24 protein-coding genes are annotated in these 20,629 nt (G+C 33.3%); 12 read left to right on the top strand and 12 right to left on the bottom strand.

The features are described from left to right. Positions 1-104: 104 nt before the first annotated feature. A complete protein-coding gene (locus AMD00_RS03765; RefSeq protein ID WP_053415740.1) occupies positions 105-533 on the top strand; it encodes a hypothetical protein in 429 nt (142 codons plus the stop codon). Between the two features lie 232 nt (positions 534-765). Here AMD00_RS03765 and AMD00_RS03760 read toward each other — a convergent pair whose 3' ends face one another. Next, a complete protein-coding gene (locus tag AMD00_RS03760; RefSeq protein ID WP_053415739.1) occupies positions 766-1,755 on the bottom strand; it encodes a YpdA family putative bacillithiol disulfide reductase in 990 nt (329 codons plus the stop codon). A 519-nt stretch (positions 1,756-2,274) separates the two neighbouring features. Between AMD00_RS03760 and AMD00_RS03755 the strand changes: the two genes are divergently transcribed. The 3 genes from AMD00_RS03755 to AMD00_RS03745 all read left to right on the top strand — a co-directional run bounded on the left by AMD00_RS03755 (position 2,275) and on the right by AMD00_RS03745 (position 4,800). Next, positions 2,275-2,883 (top strand): hypothetical protein, encoded by a 609-nt coding sequence (locus AMD00_RS03755; protein WP_053415738.1) that lies wholly within the window; start codon positions 2,275-2,277, stop codon positions 2,881-2,883. Between the two features lie 138 nt (positions 2,884-3,021). Then, entirely contained in the window at positions 3,022-3,438 is a 417-nt protein-coding gene (locus AMD00_RS03750) for a VOC family protein (RefSeq protein WP_053415737.1), read from the top strand. 726 nt (positions 3,439-4,164) lie between these two features. Continuing rightward, positions 4,165-4,800 (top strand): DUF3885 domain-containing protein, encoded by a 636-nt coding sequence (locus AMD00_RS03745; protein ID WP_245639432.1) that lies wholly within the window; start codon positions 4,165-4,167, stop codon positions 4,798-4,800. Positions 4,801-4,968: 168 nt separating this feature from the next. Here AMD00_RS03745 and AMD00_RS03740 read toward each other — a convergent pair whose 3' ends face one another. Next, positions 4,969-6,309, bottom strand: a complete 1,341-nt coding sequence (locus AMD00_RS03740; RefSeq protein WP_053415736.1) for a helix-turn-helix domain-containing protein — start codon at positions 6,307-6,309, stop codon at positions 4,969-4,971. A gap of 254 nt (positions 6,310-6,563) precedes the next feature. Here AMD00_RS03740 and AMD00_RS03735 point away from each other — a divergent pair, with 254 nt between their 5' ends. Beyond that, positions 6,564-7,802: an MFS transporter gene (locus AMD00_RS03735; protein WP_053415735.1), complete on the top strand. Its 1,239-nt coding sequence runs from the start codon at positions 6,564-6,566 to the stop codon at positions 7,800-7,802. Positions 7,803-7,837: 35 nt separating this feature from the next. After that, on the top strand, positions 7,838-9,280 hold the full coding sequence (locus AMD00_RS03730) for a M20 family metallopeptidase (RefSeq protein ID WP_053415734.1): 1,443 nt from the start codon (positions 7,838-7,840) through the stop codon (positions 9,278-9,280). A 549-nt stretch (positions 9,281-9,829) separates the two neighbouring features. Here AMD00_RS03730 and AMD00_RS03725 read toward each other — a convergent pair. Continuing rightward, positions 9,830-10,402 (bottom strand): tubby C-terminal domain-like protein, encoded by a 573-nt coding sequence (locus tag AMD00_RS03725; RefSeq protein ID WP_053415733.1) that lies wholly within the window; start codon positions 10,400-10,402, stop codon positions 9,830-9,832. A gap of 211 nt (positions 10,403-10,613) precedes the next feature. Between AMD00_RS03725 and lepB the strand changes: the two genes are divergently transcribed. Both lepB and AMD00_RS03715 read left to right on the top strand, forming a co-directional pair. Next, on the top strand, positions 10,614-11,267 hold the full coding sequence (gene lepB, locus AMD00_RS03720) for a signal peptidase I (RefSeq protein ID WP_053415732.1): 654 nt from the start codon (positions 10,614-10,616) through the stop codon (positions 11,265-11,267). Positions 11,268-11,315: 48 nt separating this feature from the next. After that, complete coding sequence (locus AMD00_RS03715; RefSeq protein WP_053415731.1) at positions 11,316-11,747, top strand: SRPBCC family protein; 432 nt, start codon at positions 11,316-11,318, stop codon at positions 11,745-11,747. Between the two features lie 127 nt (positions 11,748-11,874). On the opposite strand, the gene AMD00_RS03710 is transcribed toward AMD00_RS03715, so the two are convergent. The 3 genes from AMD00_RS03710 to AMD00_RS03700 form a co-directional block, all read right to left on the bottom strand. Next, entirely contained in the window at positions 11,875-12,189 is a 315-nt protein-coding gene (locus tag AMD00_RS03710) for a DMT family transporter (RefSeq protein WP_053415730.1), read from the bottom strand. 2 nt (positions 12,190-12,191) lie between these two features. After that, positions 12,192-12,542 carry a DMT family transporter gene (locus tag AMD00_RS03705; RefSeq protein WP_053415729.1) on the bottom strand — a complete coding sequence of 117 codons (351 nt, stop codon included), beginning with the start codon at positions 12,540-12,542 and terminating at the stop codon, positions 12,192-12,194. Positions 12,543-12,641: 99 nt separating this feature from the next. Further along, positions 12,642-13,217, bottom strand: coding sequence for a TetR family transcriptional regulator (locus tag AMD00_RS03700; RefSeq protein ID WP_053415728.1), 576 nt, complete (start codon positions 13,215-13,217; stop codon positions 12,642-12,644). Between the two features lie 288 nt (positions 13,218-13,505). On the opposite strand from AMD00_RS03700, the gene AMD00_RS03695 reads away from it, so the two are divergent. Continuing rightward, a complete protein-coding gene (locus tag AMD00_RS03695; RefSeq protein WP_053415727.1) occupies positions 13,506-14,003 on the top strand; it encodes a hypothetical protein in 498 nt (165 codons plus the stop codon). Positions 14,004-14,123: 120 nt separating this feature from the next. Next, positions 14,124-14,366, top strand: coding sequence for a hypothetical protein (locus AMD00_RS03690; RefSeq protein WP_053415726.1), 243 nt, complete (start codon positions 14,124-14,126; stop codon positions 14,364-14,366). Positions 14,367-14,503: 137 nt separating this feature from the next. On the opposite strand, the gene AMD00_RS03685 is transcribed toward AMD00_RS03690, so the two are convergent. Both AMD00_RS03685 and AMD00_RS03680 read right to left on the bottom strand, forming a co-directional pair. Beyond that, on the bottom strand, positions 14,504-15,142 hold the full coding sequence (locus tag AMD00_RS03685; RefSeq protein WP_053415725.1) for an O-methyltransferase: 639 nt from the start codon (positions 15,140-15,142) through the stop codon (positions 14,504-14,506). Beyond that, on the bottom strand, positions 15,126-15,515 hold the full coding sequence (locus AMD00_RS03680; RefSeq protein ID WP_053415724.1) for a hypothetical protein: 390 nt from the start codon (positions 15,513-15,515) through the stop codon (positions 15,126-15,128). Before AMD00_RS03680 ends, AMD00_RS03685 begins: the two co-directional genes overlap by 17 nt. 266 nt (positions 15,516-15,781) lie before the next feature. Here AMD00_RS03680 and AMD00_RS03675 point away from each other — a divergent pair, with 266 nt between their 5' ends. Then, positions 15,782-16,342 (top strand): GNAT family N-acetyltransferase, encoded by a 561-nt coding sequence (locus AMD00_RS03675; RefSeq protein ID WP_053415723.1) that lies wholly within the window; start codon positions 15,782-15,784, stop codon positions 16,340-16,342. Between the two features lie 67 nt (positions 16,343-16,409). Here AMD00_RS03675 and AMD00_RS03670 read toward each other — a convergent pair whose 3' ends face one another. Further along, positions 16,410-17,291 (bottom strand): DMT family transporter, encoded by an 882-nt coding sequence (locus AMD00_RS03670; RefSeq protein WP_053415722.1) that lies wholly within the window; start codon positions 17,289-17,291, stop codon positions 16,410-16,412. Between the two features lie 268 nt (positions 17,292-17,559). Continuing rightward, positions 17,560-18,222, bottom strand: a complete 663-nt coding sequence (locus AMD00_RS03665) for a hypothetical protein (RefSeq protein ID WP_053415721.1) — start codon at positions 18,220-18,222, stop codon at positions 17,560-17,562. A 361-nt stretch (positions 18,223-18,583) separates the two neighbouring features. On the opposite strand from AMD00_RS03665, the gene AMD00_RS03660 reads away from it, so the two are divergent. Beyond that, on the top strand, positions 18,584-19,234 hold the full coding sequence (locus tag AMD00_RS03660) for a hypothetical protein (protein ID WP_169786305.1): 651 nt from the start codon (positions 18,584-18,586) through the stop codon (positions 19,232-19,234). A gap of 251 nt (positions 19,235-19,485) precedes the next feature. Here the strand turns inward: AMD00_RS03660 and AMD00_RS03655 are convergent, their stop codons facing one another. Together AMD00_RS03655 and AMD00_RS03650 are read right to left on the bottom strand one after the other, a co-directional pair. Beyond that, positions 19,486-19,725, bottom strand: coding sequence for a hypothetical protein (locus AMD00_RS03655; protein WP_053415719.1), 240 nt, complete (start codon positions 19,723-19,725; stop codon positions 19,486-19,488). A 161-nt stretch (positions 19,726-19,886) separates the two neighbouring features. Then, positions 19,887-20,417, bottom strand: a complete 531-nt coding sequence (locus AMD00_RS03650; protein WP_053415718.1) for a GNAT family N-acetyltransferase — start codon at positions 20,415-20,417, stop codon at positions 19,887-19,889. Positions 20,418-20,629: the final 212 nt, after the last annotated feature.

Here is a 20,629-nt window from a genome sequence, read left to right as displayed (position 1 = left end):
AAATGGTGCTTGAGTCAATGATTACGGGCAGGTCTCTTTTTTCTGAATTTAAAAGGAATTTTCTATAATGAAGTTTGACTTATTAAAGAGAAGGGGGAGTTCATATGAAATTAACAAAGACTTTATTGTTTTCATTGGCAATGCTTTTATTTGTTATTACAGGGTGTTCTAATGGAAAAGTAGACCTAGGAGAAAAGATAGAAGTTGATAAGCGTATTGGAAATGAAAATGAATATGAAGAATTTAAAGAGATTACTGATAGTAAGCAAGTTCAAAAGGTAAAAGATATATTAGACGAAATTGATTGGGAAAACGCCAAAGTAGATATGGAGCGTCCTGCTGATTACAATTTTTTGTTTCAATTTAAAAGTGATAAAATGTCAGCAAAAGCAGTGTTATATGAAATTTGGATAAGTCCAAATAAAGATAAAGTAGAGGTTGTGAGAGGTGATAATCAGTATGTTCAACTAAACGAGGAAGATTCTACTAATTTATTTGAAATATTAACAGGAGAAAAGCTTTCTGATTTGTAATTGAATAATACGAATGTTTAAAAAGATTTTGAATGGAATTTTGAACTTTATTCCTTGTTCAACAAACGGAGTGCATAAGTAAAAAGGGCAGCGTCAAATGGTTAAAAATGTAGGCAGAGGCATTTATTTGTGCGGTTCCATAAAAGCGGTGCTTTAGGAGAAGGTCGTAGAACTGTTCAGATCGAACTGTTCAACGCTCCTTTCCAGGAAACAAACGGAATTAGTTTTTTTATCATAAATTACTTTGGACATAGGACAGGCGTTGAGCAATTTCATTTGCGATTTTCATGCCATGGAAGCGTCCATCTTCAATGTAAACGCGATTAGTAACGCCGCCCGTTACAACACCAGAAAGAAAAACATTCTCAACATTTGATTCATATGTCTCTGGGTTAAAGGAAGGAACTAGTGAAGAGATGTCGGTTTGAATTCCAATGCTTTGAAGCAGTGAAATATTCGGTTGATATCCGATGAGGGAAAATACATAGTCATTTTGGAGTGTAGCTATTCCTTCAGGAGATTTTATGCAAATGTTTGATTCATCAATAGAAGCAATACTGGAATTGGGATGAAAATTAATTCTTCCTTTTTTCAGAAGGTTACGCATATCTAATAACAAGGATGGTTTGATACCCTCTAAGACAGTTTCTCCTCGATGCACAAGTGTAACATGAGCTCCATTACGATAAAGATCAATAGCAGCTTCAATTGCTGAATTTTTACCGCCAACAACTGTAACGTGTTGGTCATAATAGAGATGACCTTCTTTATAATAATGCGAAACTTTTGCTAAATTATCTCCGTCTACCCCTAGTTGTCTAGGTGTATCGAATATTCCCGTTGCAATAACAATCGTCTTCGATTCGTAAGGAATAGTGTTACCATTACGGTCTTCTGCAAGGACAGTAAAGGATTCTGCATTCTTTGAAATAGAATTAACCTTTTGGTAGCATTTGATATTAATTTTTTGTCTTTCAGTTACAAGACGATAATATTTTAATAGTTCCGTTCGATTTGGGCGTACATCTTGAGATAGGAATGGAATGTTGCCAATTTCTAAGCGATCTGATGTACTATAAAAAGTCATGTGTAATGGACAGTTGACGATAGAATTGACAATCGCCTCTTTTTCAATAATCACATATCTAAGTCCTTTTTCTTGAAGGGCAAGACCCGTGGATAAGCCACATGGACCACCACCAATAATAACAACATCATACATACAACAAATTTCCTCCTTAAATTTTACATAAACAATCGATAAAAATGCTGATTTACTTTCAGGTGTTTTGCTCAGAGTAATGCAGTAAGAATATATAATTTTACTCATAGAATGCTCAAATGAATAAGAATAAATACTAAAAAAAATATAAACTATATGATGAAATATGATTTGTTTAACGAGGATTTACGTAATCTGAATGATATTACAAACTAATCTTATTAACTAACAGGTGCTTTCCTTCAATAAGGAGTAGAGTCTTTTTCTATTTTAATAAAGAATCAGGCTAATACAAGAAGGATATTTATGGAGAAATAGAGAATACATGATTTAAATCACAAATTAGGAGAGGGGTTTTTGGGGGATTTATAAAGGTAGGTTTATTGCAAGCACTGAAAAGATTTTAGTTTTATTTAAGTGAATCCTTCTGTTGAAGAAGATTGGAATCGTTAATAAAAGGCTCTACTTCAACTAACGAGTCAAAGTAACTATAGAATTTATCAAAGGGTGTGGGGAATTATGGGTTCAAGAATAATGCACTTGGTCATCGCTAATAGAATTGCAGAGTGTCTGTCGATAGAAGATAGAACACCATTTTTACTTGGAGGCGTTGCGCCAGATGCTGTTTCAACTAAAGAATTATCACATTTCTTTAAAGGTGAAGTACAAGATTATTCACGAAGCGTCGATTATAAAGGATTTTTACATAAATACCATGAGCATGTAGAAAGTCATTATATTTTGGGATATTATACACATTTAATTGCTGATGATATATGGCTGAAAGGTTTTTATCTTCCTTGGTTGAAAAACAGAATGGAAGCTAATAAAGAAATACTTAATTTATACCATAATGATTTCCGATTACTAAATGGAAAATTATTAGAGTATTATGGTTTTACAGACGAATTGAGAAAAATGCTCAGTGATCTTCCTCCAATATTTGATTTGCAGGAGGTTAAGTCCAAGGATGTTGAAGAATTCATTCCTTATGTATTGGGTGATATGCAGTACGATAAGGAAGTGATAAATGAAAAACTTAATGTATTTACGTTTGATCAGATAGTGGGTTATTTAGAGACATCAGTTGATAAGGGGTTATTGAATATAAAACCTTTACTTACTTAATCTATTGTTAAATTTGAATATTCGACTCAAATGGGCGTTTCTACAATATGTGGAAACGTTTTTTTTACTAAATGTTTAAGTTAGTCGTAAAATGGACACGACTTTAATGTGCTAATTTCAACTTGGAGGTGATATTAAATGGCTTTTCAATCTAAAAATATTTTCATCAATATACCTGTGAAAGATCTGAATAAATCCTTCAAGTTTTTTCAAGAGTTAGGTTTTGATTTCAACCCACAATTCAGTGATGAGAGCACAGCCTCTATGATCATTAGTGACAATATCTTCGCATTGCTAATGGTTGAAGAACGTTTCAAAGGGTTTACCAAGAAGGAAATTACGGATACTACTACTTCTGCAGAAGCGATTTTCTGTTTATCTGCTGAAAATCGAGATCAAGTGGATGAGTTGGTAAATAAGGCACTCGCATCTGGTGCTAAGCCTTATAGTGAGCCGCAAGATCACGGATTTATGTATATATGGGGTTTTCAGGACTTAGACGGTCATATTTGGGAAATAGCTTATATGGATGAAAGTGCAGTAAATCAGGGATAAACTTTTCTTTTTAAAGTTATCTTATAAAAGTTTAATTGTCGTAAAGATGATGCCTTATCAGGTATCATCTTTTTTTACCTTAATAAGGGGATAATAGGACATCATACTATTTATAAAATAGTAGGGTAATTACGAATAAGAACAAGTGTTATTCACCACAATGACATTCACAAAGGCGTTAATCCAAGAAGGGTTAACGCTTTTTATGTTGAAATGTATAGTACTAAAGGAACAAATTAGTCGAAAAAGTGCTTCTTATTAATCGAGAGAAGATAGGGGAATTATTATGCAGAATGAATTTGATAACGCTGAAAATCCAACTTTGACCCGCATATAGAAAAGGTGAACTTTTTCGGTTAAGATTATACGAAAAAATACTATGATAATTGGCATTCAGTAACGGAGAAAGGTTTTATAGGTGGTGCTTTATCGTTATCCTATACACCATCAAGATTACATAGTAATTATGATCAATTTATTAAAGAACTTCAAAATTTATTTATTAAATATCAACAAGATGGAAAAGTCACTTTTCATTACAAAACTGAGGTATGTATTTGTAAATTTTTGAAGAAGTAAATACACAATAATATACTTTCTTATTTAATTAACGGTGAGTGTTGGTTGAAAATTGTTGAGCAGTACATGCGCTCTTTTTTCTTATGCAACTAAAGGGCAGGAAAGTTCAGAAAAGATATAATAAAAGTAAATTAATGAGGTGCAAAGATGCTTTTAAACGATTTTATGAATGAGAATTTCCCGAACTTAGAACTTAGCCCCCCCTTGTTTTATAGTTGGAAAATAGGTATCCGTTTTGAATTGGGGGTGGACTATAATAGTGATTGTGCTTTTGATAATAGTCCATATCTCCAAGGAGTCTATAAAAGGGCTGTCACTTTATTTAAGTCCTTGCATTCTCATAGCGATGATATTTTAATCATAGTTGATGTAAACGATTATGGAGATAGTTTTAAACATAAACCAAAAAATTTTTCACCGTATATTAAAGAAAAATCAGTTTTATATGGGTTGAATCAAAAAACAATCCCTTATATTTTTCCTGAAGATGATGAAGAAGGAACATATAAAACACATAGATTTACTTTACAATGTAAAACGTCTGACTTCAGATACATACCTATGTTAAAAGCAATTTGCAATCATGATATAGGAGTAAGACCAAGTGTTTTTAATAGAGTCTATTTTATAAACATCAATAGGAAAACTATTTTTCATATTTATGATGACAGGGGTTGTGATTTATTAGCGACCTCGCCCGAAACAATAAGAGATGTTTATGATAAATACAACGATTGGATATTAGATTACGACAGAAATGAAATAGATGAGGTATTCAAATAAAGAAAGTCTCCTTATTTAGTTAGCAGGTGAATTAGTTCAACTATATTACTTAACAAAGCCAAATAAAAAAAGCTTCAGTTAGTCAAATATAACTGAAGCTTTTTGTGATTTAAGTAGAATGATTAGCTAGGATCGTTTTAAATTTTCATATTTATGCCAGAAAAGTGCTTACTCGTCGACTTTACATTTTTCTTCACTTTCATTGGCAAATAAAATCCGATAAACTTTCTTAGGTCGACCTCGCAGCTTTTCCTGCTTTTTGTAGAGGATAGTTGCTGCTCCTTTTTCTTCTAGTCGATTCAGAATCCGGTTTGCACTTCTTGCTGTGACGCCAAGTTGATATGCAAGTTCTTCTGCTGTAAATTCGTTTTTCCCTGTTTTCGAAATCACAGCAAATATCTTTTGGAGTTGGAGAGTGGAAATATCCATTTCTTCACTGATTCGCTGAATATACTCATTACTTCCATTTCGATATTCCAGACAGTTTTCTTCTCCTAATGGACCAATTACTTGATCTTCCTCAGTAACGATATAAGTTCCTGGAGTTTGGCTCGATATAGATAAATTGTTTGCTGACTGTGCATTAGTGCGTGCTTTATACATCGTATTCCCTAAGCCCCAGCCAATGTTAACTGTGAAAGGCAGGGTTTTGCCTAAGTAGGACATTAATAGGCATTGGGATAGATTATTCGTAAATAACATCAAATCCTTGTAAGAGCTTATGATTTCCAAGAGGCCATTTGATTTTTGGATGAAGAAAGGCACTTTTTGTTCCGTACTGAATTCAAGAAGTGACTTATGCAAAAGCATTTGTTGAAGCTCCCACTCGTTGATGTTTTGCTTTGAAATATCAGCATTTACAATAGCTACGTGACCGATAGCAATTCGACTCTCTGCTAGATGAATTACTGCTAGTTCGCTAACAAATTGCTTGAACTGTTGGACAACTGAATCAGGAGATGGAAATAAGAAAAGATGGGGGATACCGTGCAGAGTTAGGTCATCTACAATATTACTCATCCTGGTTAAAGACAAATCGATTTTGCCATCTTCCCACAATTTGATATGTTCGTTTAAAACCTCTTCATAAATTTGATCAGTCACTTCAGTTAGAGAGACAGTAATAGGCATATCCCTCTCATCTAGCGTATCTTTTACGCCTAAGTAGTTATTATGATCAGATATAAAGTCTATATATACCCTTGAGAAATCAAGGTTTCGATGATTTAAACTAATTTGAAATAGCTTTTTGAACAGCTCTTCTTCAGTAATCTGCAACATACAAGATGGCACAGGAAAGCTATTCCATTTGGCAGTTAAGTACAAGTATGCCAGCTCAGTTAGTACAAATCCATCTACTGAATGCTGATTATTCTCGTATAATTCCTGTGCTTCATGAAGCCGTTGATATGGAAGCATTACGATCTCGCAACATTCAAGAAGTCTACCAGGCACAGTCTCCATTTCTTTCAGAGAGTGTTGAGCAATCAGGACACCTAGTCGTATCATACATGATCCCTCCTTTGATTCAATTATATCATTTCACAAGAATTGTAACGTAATAGAAATTTTTTAAAGGTATTGAAATTTCTAAATTCTTAATCTATATTTATTTTAAGACATTGTCTTTAATGTGTCTATAAGTAATTGCGATTCATTTTATGGGAGTTAAAAGGGGGAACACTAATTAAATAATGTGACAGGTTGTTTGTTTACAATTCATATTAAAAATCGTAATTGCTTTTCACAAAGGGGGAAAATAGATGGACGTAGCAACAAACCGAAAACAGAAAACCTTGATCATGGTACTTCTCTGTATGGGGTGGATTGTAAATACATTTGATAGGATAGCCATCAACATAGCTGTCATTCCTATCTCTAAAGAATTTGGATTAACGGAAACACAGGTTGGTCTAGTGATAAGTAGTTTTTTCCTAAGTTACGCCATTATGCAGCCTATAGGAGGGAGTTTAGCTGACAGATTTGGTTCGCGTAGAGTAATCATGTTTTCATTAGTTGCTTGGTCGTTATTAACTATTCTAACTGGTGTCGCCTGGTCGTTTCTTTCGCTCATTGCCTTCCGTTTCTTATTCGGTATTGGAGAGGGAAGTTATCCTTCAGCTAGTCAAGTATCACTCGCGGAAACTTTTCCAAAACAAGAACGTGCACGCGCAAAATCACTTTTACTAGCCTCCACAAAAATCGGGGGAGTAATAGGTACATTTGTCATTGCAAGTATGATTAGTTTCAGTGGCTGGAAATTTATGTTCGTCATCCTTGGGTTTCTCGGTTTAATACTCGCAGTTATTTACTGGAAGTATTTCAATCCAACAGGCAAATTAGACGTTACCAAAAAGACAACAAATAAAAAAATATCGCTCAAAGAAGCTTTTAAAATTCCTTTGTTATGGCAACTTACTGTCATTTACTTTGGAATATCCATTGTGAGTTGGGGTGCAGCTGCATGGATGCCGTCTTATATGGTTAAGGTTCGTAATCTCGATATGATATCAATGGGTGCGCTGTCTTCTATTCCATCCATTTTGGGTCTTATTTCAATGTTATTTAGCGGTTGGATATTAGACAAGTATATGGTAGGACGCGAAAAATATTTAATTGTTTTTGGTTCTTTGATTGGAATCATCTCAATGTATTTCTTTATCCATGCTCCTTCCATTGCTTTTGTTGTGATATATGGGTCATTCATTAATATGGGTGTTGCCTTAGCGTTGACAACAACTCTTACGATGCCGTTGAAATACATTCATTCTTCTTCCATAGGAACTGCTACTGGAATGGTGTATTTAGGTGGGCAATTAGCAGGGGTAATTGCTCCAACTCTAATGGGGTTCATGATTCAAAAATTTAATGGTTCCTATGATGCTGGTTTTTGGTTCTTAATCGGTGCGCTTGTTGTTTCATTTTTAGTAGGTATGACTGTGAAAAATCAAACAATTATTTCTAATGAGCAGACTGCAGAAGTAAGTACTAATGTAGAGTAGTTCAGTTCTTAACCAATAAAAAAGAGGTGTTTTTTATGTTTAATCGTCAACGTATTTCAGAACTTATTGAGAATAAAAGAGAAAAGTTAATAGATGTAAGTGACCGTATTTGGGATTATGCTGAAACCCGTTTTGAAGAATTCCAATCTGCAGAACTGCTTTGTAAAACGCTAGAAGAAGAAGGTTTTGAGGTAGAACGCGGAGTCGGAGGTATGGCAACTGCTTTTATCGGAAGTTATGGAAGTGGTGGACCTATTGTAGCTATTCTTGGTGAATATGATGCGCTGCCCGGTCTAAGTCAGGAACGTGGTAATGATACTCAACAACCAATCGAGCAAGGCGGAAATGGACACGGATGCGGACATAATCTACTTGGTACTGGCTCTTTAGCGGCTGCAATTGCAGTACGTCATTTTATGGAAGAAAATCAGATCAAAGGAACGGTCCGTTATTACGGCTGTCCGGCCGAAGAGGGTGGATCAGGAAAAACAATCATGGTTCGCGAGGGTTTGTTCAATGATGTAGACACGAGCATCTGCTGGCACCCGTACCCATTTAATGCAGTAGCATCGGTTAGTAATCTAGCTAATTATCAAGTGTACTTCCGGTTCAAAGGAAAAGCTGCTCACGCATCAGGTGCACCGCATCTAGGACGTAGTGCACTAGATGCTGTAGAACTGATGAATGTGGGAACTAACTTCCTTCGTGAACATATTATCTCAGATGCTCGTATCCATTATGCTATTACGAATTCAGGTGGTATTGCAGCCAATGTGGTGCAGGCAGAAGCAGAAGTACTCTATTTGGTTCGCGCTCCTGAAACACAACAAGTAGAAGAAATTTATCAGCGCGTTTGCAAGGTAGCTCAAGGTGCCGCTATGATGACAGAAACTGAAGTTGAAATCATTTTTGATAAAGGATGCTCTAACTTAATACCGAACAATACACTGGAAGCAATTATGTATAATAACTTCCGTGTGATGGGTGTTCCTACATTTAATGAAACAGAAAAGGAATTTGCTCGCCAAATCCGTAAAACGATGGCTACAGGGGAAAGACAAGGTGTTTTGCAACAATTAAATAATTTATCGATTAAGGGTAGCGAGGAAATCTTGCAAAAATTAAAGGAAGAAGAATTATCTTCCCTACTTATGCCTTATATTAATAAAACATTCAAAATGTCTGGTTCGACTGACGTTGGAGATGTTAGCTGGGTTGTTCCTACAGTACAGTGTGCGACGAATTGTTTTGCAATGGGTACACAGCTACATTCTTGGCAGGCTGTAGCACAAGGAGGAACTTCGATTGGCCACAAAGGGATGCTTCATGCAGGTAAGGTGATGGGGGCTACGGCAATTGACTTACTGCTTAATCCTGAAAACATTGATCTAGCAAAAGCTGAATTGAAGAAACGTTTAGGAGACCAAAGTTATATCTGTCCTATGCCGTCAGAAATCCAACCAATAGCAAGCCGATAATTTCTATTAGTATTTGACTGATTTTTGTTCTAATAACTAGAGAGATATTCGTAAACGTGAACGTGAACTTGGTATTATTGAGTTCACGTTTCTTAAATATGAGGTTTTCACATAGTGCTGTAAGGAGAGAGCCAAAAATGTCATCACTATTTACTTTTTTGCAATTTATTTAATCATTTAAAAAGGGAGAGATTCGTATGCGTTCAATTGGTATATAGCTATATTTACATAAAAGAACAGCGAAAAATCCAGTATATCATCCTACGGAGCTAATTATTGATGAACTAAACGCTAGAAATCACTCTGTCTCATATATTCGATTTGAAGATGAAGGGCATTTCTTTGTGAAGCTAAAAAATAATATTACGGTCTACACAGACGTGGCAGATTTTCTGAATATCAAAATTTTTATAAGTAAAGTAATTTGAGTGTCCACATTTGATTAATTTATTAATCCAAAAAAAATAAGAGAACCGTTCAAACATTTTGAACGGTTATTTTATAAATTTGAATATTCGAAAGCCGTTTATAGAAAGTATTTCTGTTCTATTAAAAATCAAGAAGAGAAAAAGATTTACCTAAAAGTGTAATATCATGACGGTTATAGTAATACAAACTGAGATAGAGGATGGCCGTTAATCCTGCTAAATTGACATTATCTTCAGTTAAAAGAGTGATGATTACATTATCTAACTCATCCGAATTCCTAGTGTCCACAAGCTTCACTGTAGCTATTTCTTCATCATTTTTAAATAAACGTACTTCTGCAGAATAGTGTTGAAGAAATACATATGTATCTGAACTATCTTGCCATGTATATTTACTTTCGATTAGTTGCTCACGAACTCTTTTCAGAACTATTTTCTGAAGCGGTGTTGTTAACATGTAGTCTAATTTAAATCGGTATTTTAAAGCGTTTATTCTATAGATGTTTTTTTCATTTAGATCCACTGCTTCAAAGCAATAATTAAGAGTAAAACTAAATAAATTATTTACAATACGAGTCAATATTCTTGGTTTTCGCTTTTTTATATAACAATGAACGTTACCATTTTCATCTATTAGTGGTAATCTATCTTGCATCGACATTTGTTTAGGGATTTCATATGAATATGTGTACAATATTATTCCTCCTGGATAGGTTTAACTATATTTGTTATTGTACAATAAATTCTTAAGAGTGTTTAAATTCTTTTTTTGGAAATGATGAACGGGGATTTTTAAGATTTAAATCGTCAGACGTACTATTAAATTGTATAAAAGTGTCATTTAATTGATTGTAAAAAGGAATTAAGGGATAATTATGGACATATCTAGAAAAAAGGAGGATGTAATGAAAAAATTATTAATCCTACTCTTTAGTATAGTGTTAGTAGGATGCATTCAAAAAAATGAATCTACAAATAAGATAACCCCAGAATTTATAACTGATGATAATACACCTTTAAAACTTGCGACGGTATCACCAAAAGAAGAACAATTTAAAGTGGAATGGAACCTGGATACGATGGATAGAGGAAAACACGAATATGAGACATCAGAGAATAGCGATTTGGTGATAGAACCGAATTACTCTTCGTTACAAAGGGGCGATGTCATTTATTTTAATATGCCTGAATCAGAATTAACTAAAAACCCTCAATTGCCTCGCAGTTATTTAGGTCGAGTTGTTGGTTTATCAGGGGAAACAATCGAAATACAAAATGGTCAAGTTTGTATTGATAATAAAGTCCTGGATACTTTTTATGGCAAAGCGTTAATCCGTGGAATGGACGAAAAAGCTTATTTCCAAAATGTAGATGCTTCTAATATTGAAAATGAACAAACTACTCGTGACTATTTCAATATAAATATGGAACCTGTTTTAGTAGAGAAAAATACAGTATATGTTCTTGTTGACCAATGGTGGCGAGGAATTGACAGTAAAGACTTTGGATTACTACCTCAGAAAGAAATACTAGGTAAAGTAATCGGTTATTCGAAATAATTTAAAGCACAGACTAACCTTTTATTATATCAATTGGAGATGATCTTGTTGAATACTCAATCAAATACGAATGCAGTTGTAATTTATAACTTTAATATTTCATCAGATAAAGTTTTTGAAGCTTGGATTGACCCTGAAAAAGTGAAGAAATGGATGTTTCCAAAGGGGGATATTCAACGTGTAGAAATTGATGGAAGCGTGGGAGGCTCTTTCTCATTTGTTGATCTAAGAGAAGGCAAGGAGATTGACCACCGTGGAGAGTATATAGAAATTAATCGACCGAAACGGCTAGTATTTACTTGGGGTATTCCAAAAGAATCACCGGATGCAGCGCGTGTTATAATTGACATAGTATCAACCAAGACAGGATGTGAACTCACTTTAACTCACGAATTACATCCTGAATGGTCAGACTTTGCACCACAAACGGAGCAAGCATGGCGAAATATGCTAGAAGCTATGGATGAAGTGTTAACTTAACGAATAAGATAACTTTGAATGAGAAATAAAAAAAGAACAAGTGACCATTATAAAAGACCCCAGCCATTTGTTCGTTTACGAATTAATGACGGGGTCTTCGATATGAGGGATATATTCTATTACAAAATTAAGAAACAGCCTTCAACCCAGCCACCCCAATAACGATCGCAATAATACTAATAACACGTGCTACGTTTTTGGATTCTCCAAATAGAATCATATTAATCAAAACAGCGCCGACTGTACCGATACCGATCCATACAGCGTAAGCAATACTTAATTGTAAATAATTAAACGAAGTGTAGAGGAGGGCAAATGATAAGCCGAAACCTCCAGCGTAAAGAATCAAATTTCGAATTGTTTTATTCTGACTGTATAGCTTTAAACCGATAACGCCTACAATTTCCGACATTGCAGCTAAAAATACAAATATCCAACCCATCGTTAATGCACTCCTTTCAAATCATTTTCATCATTCGTATGATTATCAGCTAATTTTAATCCAATAACGCCCGCAAGAAGAATCACCATGAAAATTCCTTTTGCTAAGCTAAATTCTCCTTCAAATATAAATACATCCATTAATGTCGTACCAATTGTACCGATTCCTGCGAAAATAGCATAGACAGTGCCGGTTGGTAAGTTCTCACAAGCCTTAGATAAGAAGTGGAAATCTACCGCAATAATTACTAATATAATAGCCCAGTGCCACCAAGTACTTGCAGTATTAAAGCCGAAGACCCAAATTAATTCAAATAAACAAGTTAAAGCAACATACAACCAATCTTTAGTCATATTTATCATTCCTTTCGTAATCAATATCAGTTACATTTTTAATTGTCAGTACATAATGACTGACTATCAGTCATTTTTCGAGCGCAAAAGCTTCATAATTTAAATACGAAGCCCTAATGCATGATGTAAAAAATTAAGTAGTTCTTGTTTCTGAATTGCTGCATTTTCTTCATCAAAATCATCATATAAATAAATTTGTTCAGCTGCAGATTCAATTAGACCAATTATCAACTTAGAGGATCGTTCAGTATTAAGTGAGTCGCGTATATCTCCGGCATTTTGAGCTTGTTTTAAGAAGTTGTTCATCCATTCATAAAAAGGTGCATAAATAGTCTCCCATTCTTTTAAATGCTCAGTTTGAGTGATTCCAGCATAAACAAGGGCAAAGACGTCACGATACTCTTTTGTTAAATAGAAAACAGCATCGACAATTTGCTCTAATTTGTCTTCAATCGACGCATTATCTTGGAAGCGGTGGTTCACTTCTGACATGATTTTCTCTACCATTATAGTTGCAATTGCCGGCATCACGGATAGTTTGGATGGAAAGTATAAATAAAAAGTACCTTGAGCTATTCCTGCAGATTTTACAATATCGGATACTTTTGTTTTTTCAACACCTTTTTCACGGAAAACATCGATAGCAGCAAGAATAATCTTTTCTTCTTTTGACAATTTGTATTCCTCATTTCATGACTGACTGTCATTCATTTTATAGAATAGTTGTTAATTTGTCAAAAAAATCGATTTAGAATAAGAGAAATGGGAGAGTGTTTTCACCGCTTAAAACCGTTTGATTACATTGTTTTTATGTGATTCTTATAAATATTTGTTTTGAAATTAAATCGAGAGAGGGTGTTCAAGAGGATAAAATATAAAGTTCTTTAGTTATATATGTTTACACAAACTATTTTTTAGATTTCCAATTAATGTACAATGTAGATTATAAAGGAGTTGTAATGCGTGAAAAAACTAACAAGGTACCTTTATTTTATCATCTATATGTTAAGTACAGTCTTAACAATCGGGGCCTTTATTTTTGCCAACTTAACAGCAATTTCTCCTACTAATAATGGTGGAGGAAATGGTAATATCGGTTTATTTCCATTCTTTTTTTTATTTCCATTTATTATTGTCTTCATCGCTATGTCTATCAGTTATATGCATGAATTTATGTATAGCAACTTGCAGAAGGGGATTATTCGAATGACTGTAGCAGGTAGCTTATTGGGAATAATCTTGATTGTAAGTACCACTCTAATAAGAGCAATTCAATTAAAATCCCTTCTTGCCGAAGTAAACCCAATATATCATGAAGAATCGAAAATTCCTTTACTAAGCATCTATTCTAACGCAGTCTTCTTTAACTTTTTTACCTTTACATTATTAATACTTCTTTGTTTGTTTATAAGTGGAATGATGGCATATAAAGATAAAAAGAAAAGTAGTCTATCAGAATAATTATTCGGAAGTATTCCATTAAGATACTTAATCATTACTGAACTTTGTATTAAAACAAATACATAATATATCTTAATCAGATTTTAGTTTGGAAAGTTCTTAAAGGAGGGGACCATCTATATGCGGAAAAACATAAAAATATGGATTAGTTTTGGAATAGCCTTGTTGCTAGGACTTCCTTTTAAATGGATTTTTTACAAAGGGGATGATGTAGGTATAAGTATTTTTACAATTTTCGATTATGGAATTAACAACTTATTTTTTGCTTTATCAACATTAGCCTTAAATACACTTCTTCTATTTGGACTTATAAGTTTAATAGAAAAGGTATGGAATTCTATTTCGATTAAATCAAATTCATAATTGAAGTAAACCGTTGAAAGTTATGCAGGCTATCAACGGTCTTTTAATAATTATCATCTTTAAACCATGAGATACTTTGAAAACAACTTAGAGTGAGACTGTTCTTAACGAAGTATGGTGTTTGATAAAAAATTCAATTATTTCTTCACTTTTGAAATAGTCATTCCATCACCAATTGGAATAAGAATAGATTCTAATTGAGGATGATTGGCCACTGTTTCATTAAATTTCTTCATTAATTCGGAATAGTGTTTAGGTTTAACCTCTTGGTCTGCTACACTACCTCGAGCAAGTACATTGTCAGCAACGATTATAGCTCCTGATTCCGCAAGTTTAATACAATATTCTAAGTAATTTTCATAGTTTTCTTTGTCAGCATCGATAAAGAAAAAGTCAAATCGCTTATTATCCTCAAATAGTTTTTCAAGGCTCTGCAATGCTGGACCAGTTAGATACGACACTTGATCTCCAAATCCTGCTTTAGATAGATTGATGTTTGCTAACTCAGCGTATTTTTCTTCTAATTCAAGAGAAGTTAATTTTCCTTCTTTCCCGAATCCACTTGTAAGACAAATGCCACTATAACCTCCTAGTGCACCTATCTCAAGAACGTTTTTAGCTCCTGAAATGGAAATTAGCATAGTTAAAAGTTTCCCTGAAGAAGGAGATACCGATATGGAGGGCATGCCATTTTCTTCTATGGACGAAATGACTTCCTCCAAATGAGTATTATGATTTTGAAACACTGAATCGATATAATTATTTATTTGTTTCATTAGGTTCAATTCCTCCCTCATCAATAGTTACTGACTCTTTACTATCCAACTCCAAATTTTCTGTGTGTTCATCATTGTTTGGGATATCCATTGCTTCATTCTCTTGTATTTCAAACAATTGAATAAATTCGTTGATTACCATATCAATGGCTTTTAATTCACCGACTAAAATTGGATGAATAGATTGAAACTCAGGTTTATCTAATTGCTGCTTAATAGTGAAACGCTTAAGATTCATTCTCTCTAAAAAAGCAATTGCTCTACCTCGACGAAATGTTTTTGGTCCACGTTCTCCAGATCCACCTCTTCCTTTATGACGCTCACCTCGATGATGACCCTCTTTCTTTAAATCCTTAAATTTTCCATCTCTCATTAAAACCCCTCCTTCTTTGTATACAAATGTATACAAAAGGTTATAATGTTGATTGTATACGTTTGTATACATTTCGTCAAATTCTAATTCAAATGAAAAGATTTCAATCAGTATACTGTTTTTTATTTGTTTTTAATTGATGAAGTTATAGGGGGATTACTGATGAAAAATATAATTACACTTTTTAAGGGAAAATATGTTAAAGTTGTATTTGGATTTTATTAACATAAAAAGTTCAATGATGAAATAACGTAGGGGGTAGCAATATGGATTTTTCAAATTTACAAATAGAGACTGAAAGATTGATTATACGTCCTTATAAAAAAGAGGATTATCTCAATTGGTATACACAGTTTGATAATCGATTGCCTTCGCAATACAAATATGATGATGGTAAACCTTTAAATATGTCTACTTCTACTGAGGATTGGTTTATCAACTGGATAAATGGATTTGATCAATCAGCAAAGAAGGATGAAATGTATATCCTCGGGATTTTCCGTAAAGAAGATGGCGTGAATGTCGGGAAAGTGGAGCTAATAACGATACTGAGGATGGATTATCAATGGGCGATGATGGGTTATTCTATTCATAATCAGTTTTGGAAAAATGGGTACGGAATAGAGAGTGTCAAGGCTGCAACTGATTTGTTTTTCTCGACTTTAGATTTCCATAGAATTGAATTACATATTAATGTAGATAATAATCCTTCCATAAAACTGGCGGAAAGGGCAGGATATCTCTTTGAATGCGAGAGAAAAGAGTTTTCTTATGAGGATGACAAATGGACGGATTTTTTAATCTATTATAAAAATCGTAGTAATTGAAGTATCATTGCATAGTGCTAAAAAAAATAAAAAACAACGGCAGATTTACTAGCCGTTGTTTTTTCGTTTAATTCGTCTTTCTTTGCTGGACTAGAAATATTGCTAAACCAATTAAGATAACGATAATACCTACTGCTTGCTCAATGGATATGACTTCTCCCAAAATGAAGTAAGCAAGAATACAAGTGCCAATCGTTTCTCCTAAAATACTCATGGAGATAACAGAAGTGCTAATCCATTTGATTAGCCAATTGAAAATCGTCTGCCCTAAAATAGTTGCCACAAATGCTAGACCTAATAAAGCCCACCATGTAGTTGATGAGTAGTTAGTAAATGATTCATTTAGGCAAAGTGCATAGATGGCCAAAAAGATTGAGCTACTCCCATAACCTATAACTGAATACGGAATAAGAGATAACTCCTTCCGAACAGATTGTCCAATAAAGAAATAGCCAGTAATAATACCTGCTGCGATAAAGGCTAAGATATCTCCGTATAGTGCGTCGCCGCTTATTTGTAAGTCCTGCCAACCAATAATCAAACTACCTAAAATCGCTACAAAGCAACCAATGATAGCGCCTTTAGAAAAGCGTTCTTTAAATAGAAAATAACCCCCAACCATAGAAAATAGAGGTTGTAACGTTACGATTACCGTTGAACTAGCAACAGATGTGTATTCTAAAGATTCAAACCATAATACGTAATGAAAGGCTAAAAATAGGCCGGAAAGTATCCCTAACCCCCATTGCTTTTTAGTTAAACCAACAAGTTCTTGTCGGTAACTCTTATTCCCGATTAAAAAAGGTAACAATATGAGCATCGCAAAAAATAAGCGATAAAATGCAGTAATGGCTGGTGGAGCATCTGCTATTTTTACAAAAATTGCAGATGTTGATAACGCAAATACAGCAAAGAAGAGCGCTAGGTATGAAAAAAGTGAAGATCGCATGTTGTGTACTCCTGTCTAGTTGTCTACAGTATTGAACAAAGTCTAATATATTGTACATCATATTAGAGTGAATATTATACTTATAAAGTAACTTTTTTTGGTATTTAATAATATAAGTTCAAAATGAAGGGGAAGCATAGTGATTCCATCGTTGAGCGTTCTTAAATTACTCGCAAATACTTTATATAAAACAGCTTCAGTTTTGAATTAAAGTAAAATTAATCAAAAATAGGTGACCCATGATATTTATTCAGTGGGTCACCTTCTTTTAGTTGATCTTTACATGTTTATCATTATAAACAAAAACCTCTAGTCTTTTGAGTTCATCTTTATAAAATGAATTTGTTAATGACTTCTTGATTTCTAATTCTATTTCTTTTCCTCGATTGATATTGAATAAAGTGGTTCTTTGTATAGATGTGTTTATTTCTACAAATAGCTTCTTATTTTTATCTCTTATACGTATACTTTCAATTTCAATATATTCCTTAGCTCTAAGGTCTTCTTGAAATGTCGTAGTTAGTGTATCATTTCTTTCTAATGCCAATTTATGTGGATCTGGTGAGTCTAAGATCAGCTTATAAACATCGATTGAATAATTTTTAAACAATGTTTGTTGTGATGATTCATGAATGATTTTCTTAATACTTTTTTCAGTTTTGTTAATATACAGCTGGCTAGCATTTACTCCAATAGATATTTTATTTTCTTTGGAATTAAAACTGAGGGTTGTTATTTTGAAATTTTGTTCCTTTAGTTTGGGGCTTAATTTTTGTAATAAAATGCTGAAGTTATCATTTAAAATTTTTTCCGGATTTGGCTCAGGTTCCATTGCAAATGCGATCTTAGTATTTGGATCTTCATGGTGTAACCAAGCTCCACCAAATAGTAAACATAAGATAATGCCAACTGAGGTTATATTTTTTTTCAAAATTATTATCTCCCTCCACAAATATTAAATGTCTCTTATTCGTTACTAGTGCCAAAAGTTTTTAAATCCAAAATAGTATGTTCTATTGAGAATAAATAATGAAAACAAAATTACTCGGAATAAAAAAAGAAATATATAATTACAGGGAAAAGTCTTTTTGTCTATTGTGAAAAATCAAATTTAGGTGTTAGGACATAATATATCTTCTTTTACATAAAAGTGAGATGAATCAATTTAACTACTATAATTAAATTGATGGGAATTTTAACCTGTTTTATTATCAAACGTGCTAAAAAATGGTTCCTTTATGTTAAGATTTGTGAATGTGGATATTTATAGAAAATAAATATCTGTTTTAAAAATGAAGGAAGTAGGGAATTTAATGAAAAAAAGTGGAAAGAAACTAAAAAAAGGTATGGTCATGACAATGATCGTAGCCGGTACCCTTATATTAAGTTCGATGGGAGTCGGAGCAGAAACTAAAGCTGCAACAAATAAAACACAGCAAATAACTAAATCTGCAGCTGTTACACAAGTAGCTGCGACGGTTTCGAAAAAAGGAGTACTAACCTACCCTAAGAAATTCAGCATGAAAAAGGTAACAAGTGAATTAAAACCAGAAGCTGCAAAACTTATAAAAATCTACGGTAATTCTCTTAATACGGGGAAAACTACATCTTTCAATTCGTATGTTAACAAACATGTAGTTGAGCACGGAAAAAACGACTTTTTCCTTGGTCACAAATATACTAATGACAATTATAGTAGAAAAATAAAAGGCATGCGAAAAGTCAATTCCAAGAAAATATTATCTACTTATTCTAAGGCTCTAAACAAAGTCTCAACTTCCAAGGTAGAAGTTTATGATACTTATAAAGGAAAGGGATTTGCTACATTTACTTATCAATATCGACCAAAAGAATTTGATGCTTTTGGGTCTATCGCAATAAAATTTAGTTTTACTCAATTAAAAAATGGTAAATATGTGTTGGAATATCTTTATTATCTTTAATAAGACACGGGAATAATCTAAGACGGTAATCTATTAAAGTGTGGGGAGACCGGATGTGCATAGTTGTATTTGAAAAAGTGTATTAATAAAAGCATTTATAATGTCAATTTTTCAAGAAAATAGATCTGTTGGTTTTGGTTTTAGTAGAACATAAACTTCTATTGAAAAAATGTACACTACGTAATTTTAGTAGTGTACATTACTCTTTTGAAGAAAAATAATAAAAAATGGAGCAACATAGTGATAATGTTTTAATTAGATTTACTGAAAAAAGTCGGTGCAGAGTCTACATTTTTTAACCATCGATATTCTTGACCACTTCGCCAATCTTTAACCCATACATCTCCTTGATTTTTCTTCTCATTCATTCGATACCAAGTGATATTTGTTCCAACAACTTGTGGTGAAATATCTAATTCATTTTTCTTAGGGAAGGTAATTTGCTTTTGTTCTCCTGAAATTAAATTAATAACGTTTAGTGTTGTATACATAGTGGGAGGCGTTATTCACATTTTTTTCTACTCCAATAAATTTATAAATGAATGAAAATCCTCAATATGCAAAATAAAAGCAGAACTAAAAGATAATCTTTAGTTCTGCTTTTTATAGTTTATGGAACTCAGGGGAGTCCTTGAAGACAAGTGCGCAAAATCTAAATAAATAACCCCATCACTAATGTACTATAGTAAACCCCATTAATTAAATTGTCTTTTTTTAGGAGTCCTTCTTTTTCAAAGCCGAGCTTTTCGTATAATTCAATGGCGAAAACATTATCTTCTCTCGTTACAAGTCTAATTTTTTTAGTCACCCCATTTGAAGGTGCCCAATTAATCAGTTCTTCCATCAATATTCTACCTAACCCTTGTCCAATCAACTTTTCGCTCACAACAATTCCTAATGTTCCTACATGTTTCGTTCTATCTTTTTGGCTAGAATTAATAGATGCTATGCCTATAATTTCATCCTTTAAAGTTGCTATTAAAATTATAGAGTTTTGTTCCATTGATGTAGAATCTATAAACTTTTTATACTCCTCTAAATCTCTATTAAATTCATTTTTTCCGAATGATAGAAAATCAGTTTCTCCACCTACTACATTGTAGAAATTAATCATTTGCTGAGCATCATTTTTATTAGCTTCTTTTATCGTAACTTCATTTCCATTTTTCAAACGAACGTTCATGATAACTATCAACTTCTTTCTATTTAGGGTGAAATGAAAAGGTTGGTTGTGTTTTATTTAATTTTCTTTGAGACTACTAGTTGGAATTACCGATAATGGATTCTTCTTAGTTAATAACAGACTAGCAAATCTTCTACAATCGTTCAACTTTAGGTTTTCGTTTCATCATCTAGATATATTAAGGTGAACCTTATCATATGTAAATGAGTGTC

Origin of the sequence: Viridibacillus arvi (genome assembly GCF_001274945.1) — a bacterium.
GTDB lineage: Bacteria > Bacillota > Bacilli > Bacillales_A > Planococcaceae > Viridibacillus > Viridibacillus arvi.
The sequence above is the reverse complement of the archived record's forward strand: the minus strand, read 5'-3'. Positions and strand labels throughout refer to the sequence as shown.

Excerpts from the sequence above, each read along its gene's own strand:
- AMD00_RS03705 (WP_053415729.1), bottom strand. The coding sequence starts at position 12,542 with ATGACTAAAGATTGGTTGTATGTTGCTTTAACTTGTTTATTTGAATTA.
- AMD00_RS03690 (WP_053415726.1), top strand. The coding sequence starts at position 14,124 with ATGCGGAAAAACATAAAAATATGGATTAGTTTTGGAATAGCCTTGTTG.
- AMD00_RS03680 (WP_053415724.1), bottom strand. The coding sequence starts at position 15,515 with ATGAGAGATGGAAAATTTAAGGATTTAAAGAAAGAGGGTCATCATCGA.
- AMD00_RS03685 (WP_053415725.1), bottom strand. The coding sequence starts at position 15,142 with ATGAAACAAATAAATAATTATATCGATTCAGTGTTTCAAAATCATAAT.
- AMD00_RS03750 (WP_053415737.1), top strand. The coding sequence starts at position 3,022 with ATGGCTTTTCAATCTAAAAATATTTTCATCAATATACCTGTGAAAGAT.
- AMD00_RS03745 (WP_245639432.1), top strand. The coding sequence starts at position 4,165 with ATGCTTTTAAACGATTTTATGAATGAGAATTTCCCGAACTTAGAACTT.
- AMD00_RS03675 (WP_053415723.1), top strand. The coding sequence starts at position 15,782 with ATGGATTTTTCAAATTTACAAATAGAGACTGAAAGATTGATTATACGT.
- AMD00_RS03710 (WP_053415730.1), bottom strand. The coding sequence starts at position 12,189 with ATGGGTTGGATATTTGTATTTTTAGCTGCAATGTCGGAAATTGTAGGC.
- AMD00_RS03755 (WP_053415738.1), top strand. The coding sequence starts at position 2,275 with ATGGGTTCAAGAATAATGCACTTGGTCATCGCTAATAGAATTGCAGAG.
- lepB (WP_053415732.1), top strand. The coding sequence starts at position 10,614 with ATGAAAAAATTATTAATCCTACTCTTTAGTATAGTGTTAGTAGGATGC.
- AMD00_RS03760 (WP_053415739.1), bottom strand. The coding sequence starts at position 1,755 with ATGTATGATGTTGTTATTATTGGTGGTGGTCCATGTGGCTTATCCACG.
- AMD00_RS03735 (WP_053415735.1), top strand. The coding sequence starts at position 6,564 with ATGGACGTAGCAACAAACCGAAAACAGAAAACCTTGATCATGGTACTT.
- AMD00_RS03655 (WP_053415719.1), bottom strand. The coding sequence starts at position 19,725 with ATGTATACAACACTAAACGTTATTAATTTAATTTCAGGAGAACAAAAG.
- AMD00_RS03740 (WP_053415736.1), bottom strand. The coding sequence starts at position 6,309 with ATGATACGACTAGGTGTCCTGATTGCTCAACACTCTCTGAAAGAAATG.
- AMD00_RS03660 (WP_169786305.1), top strand. The coding sequence starts at position 18,584 with ATGAAGGAAGTAGGGAATTTAATGAAAAAAAGTGGAAAGAAACTAAAA.
- AMD00_RS03730 (WP_053415734.1), top strand. The coding sequence starts at position 7,838 with ATGTTTAATCGTCAACGTATTTCAGAACTTATTGAGAATAAAAGAGAA.
- AMD00_RS03650 (WP_053415718.1), bottom strand. The coding sequence starts at position 20,417 with ATGAACGTTCGTTTGAAAAATGGAAATGAAGTTACGATAAAAGAAGCT.
- AMD00_RS03670 (WP_053415722.1), bottom strand. The coding sequence starts at position 17,291 with ATGCGATCTTCACTTTTTTCATACCTAGCGCTCTTCTTTGCTGTATTT.
- AMD00_RS03765 (WP_053415740.1), top strand. The coding sequence starts at position 105 with ATGAAATTAACAAAGACTTTATTGTTTTCATTGGCAATGCTTTTATTT.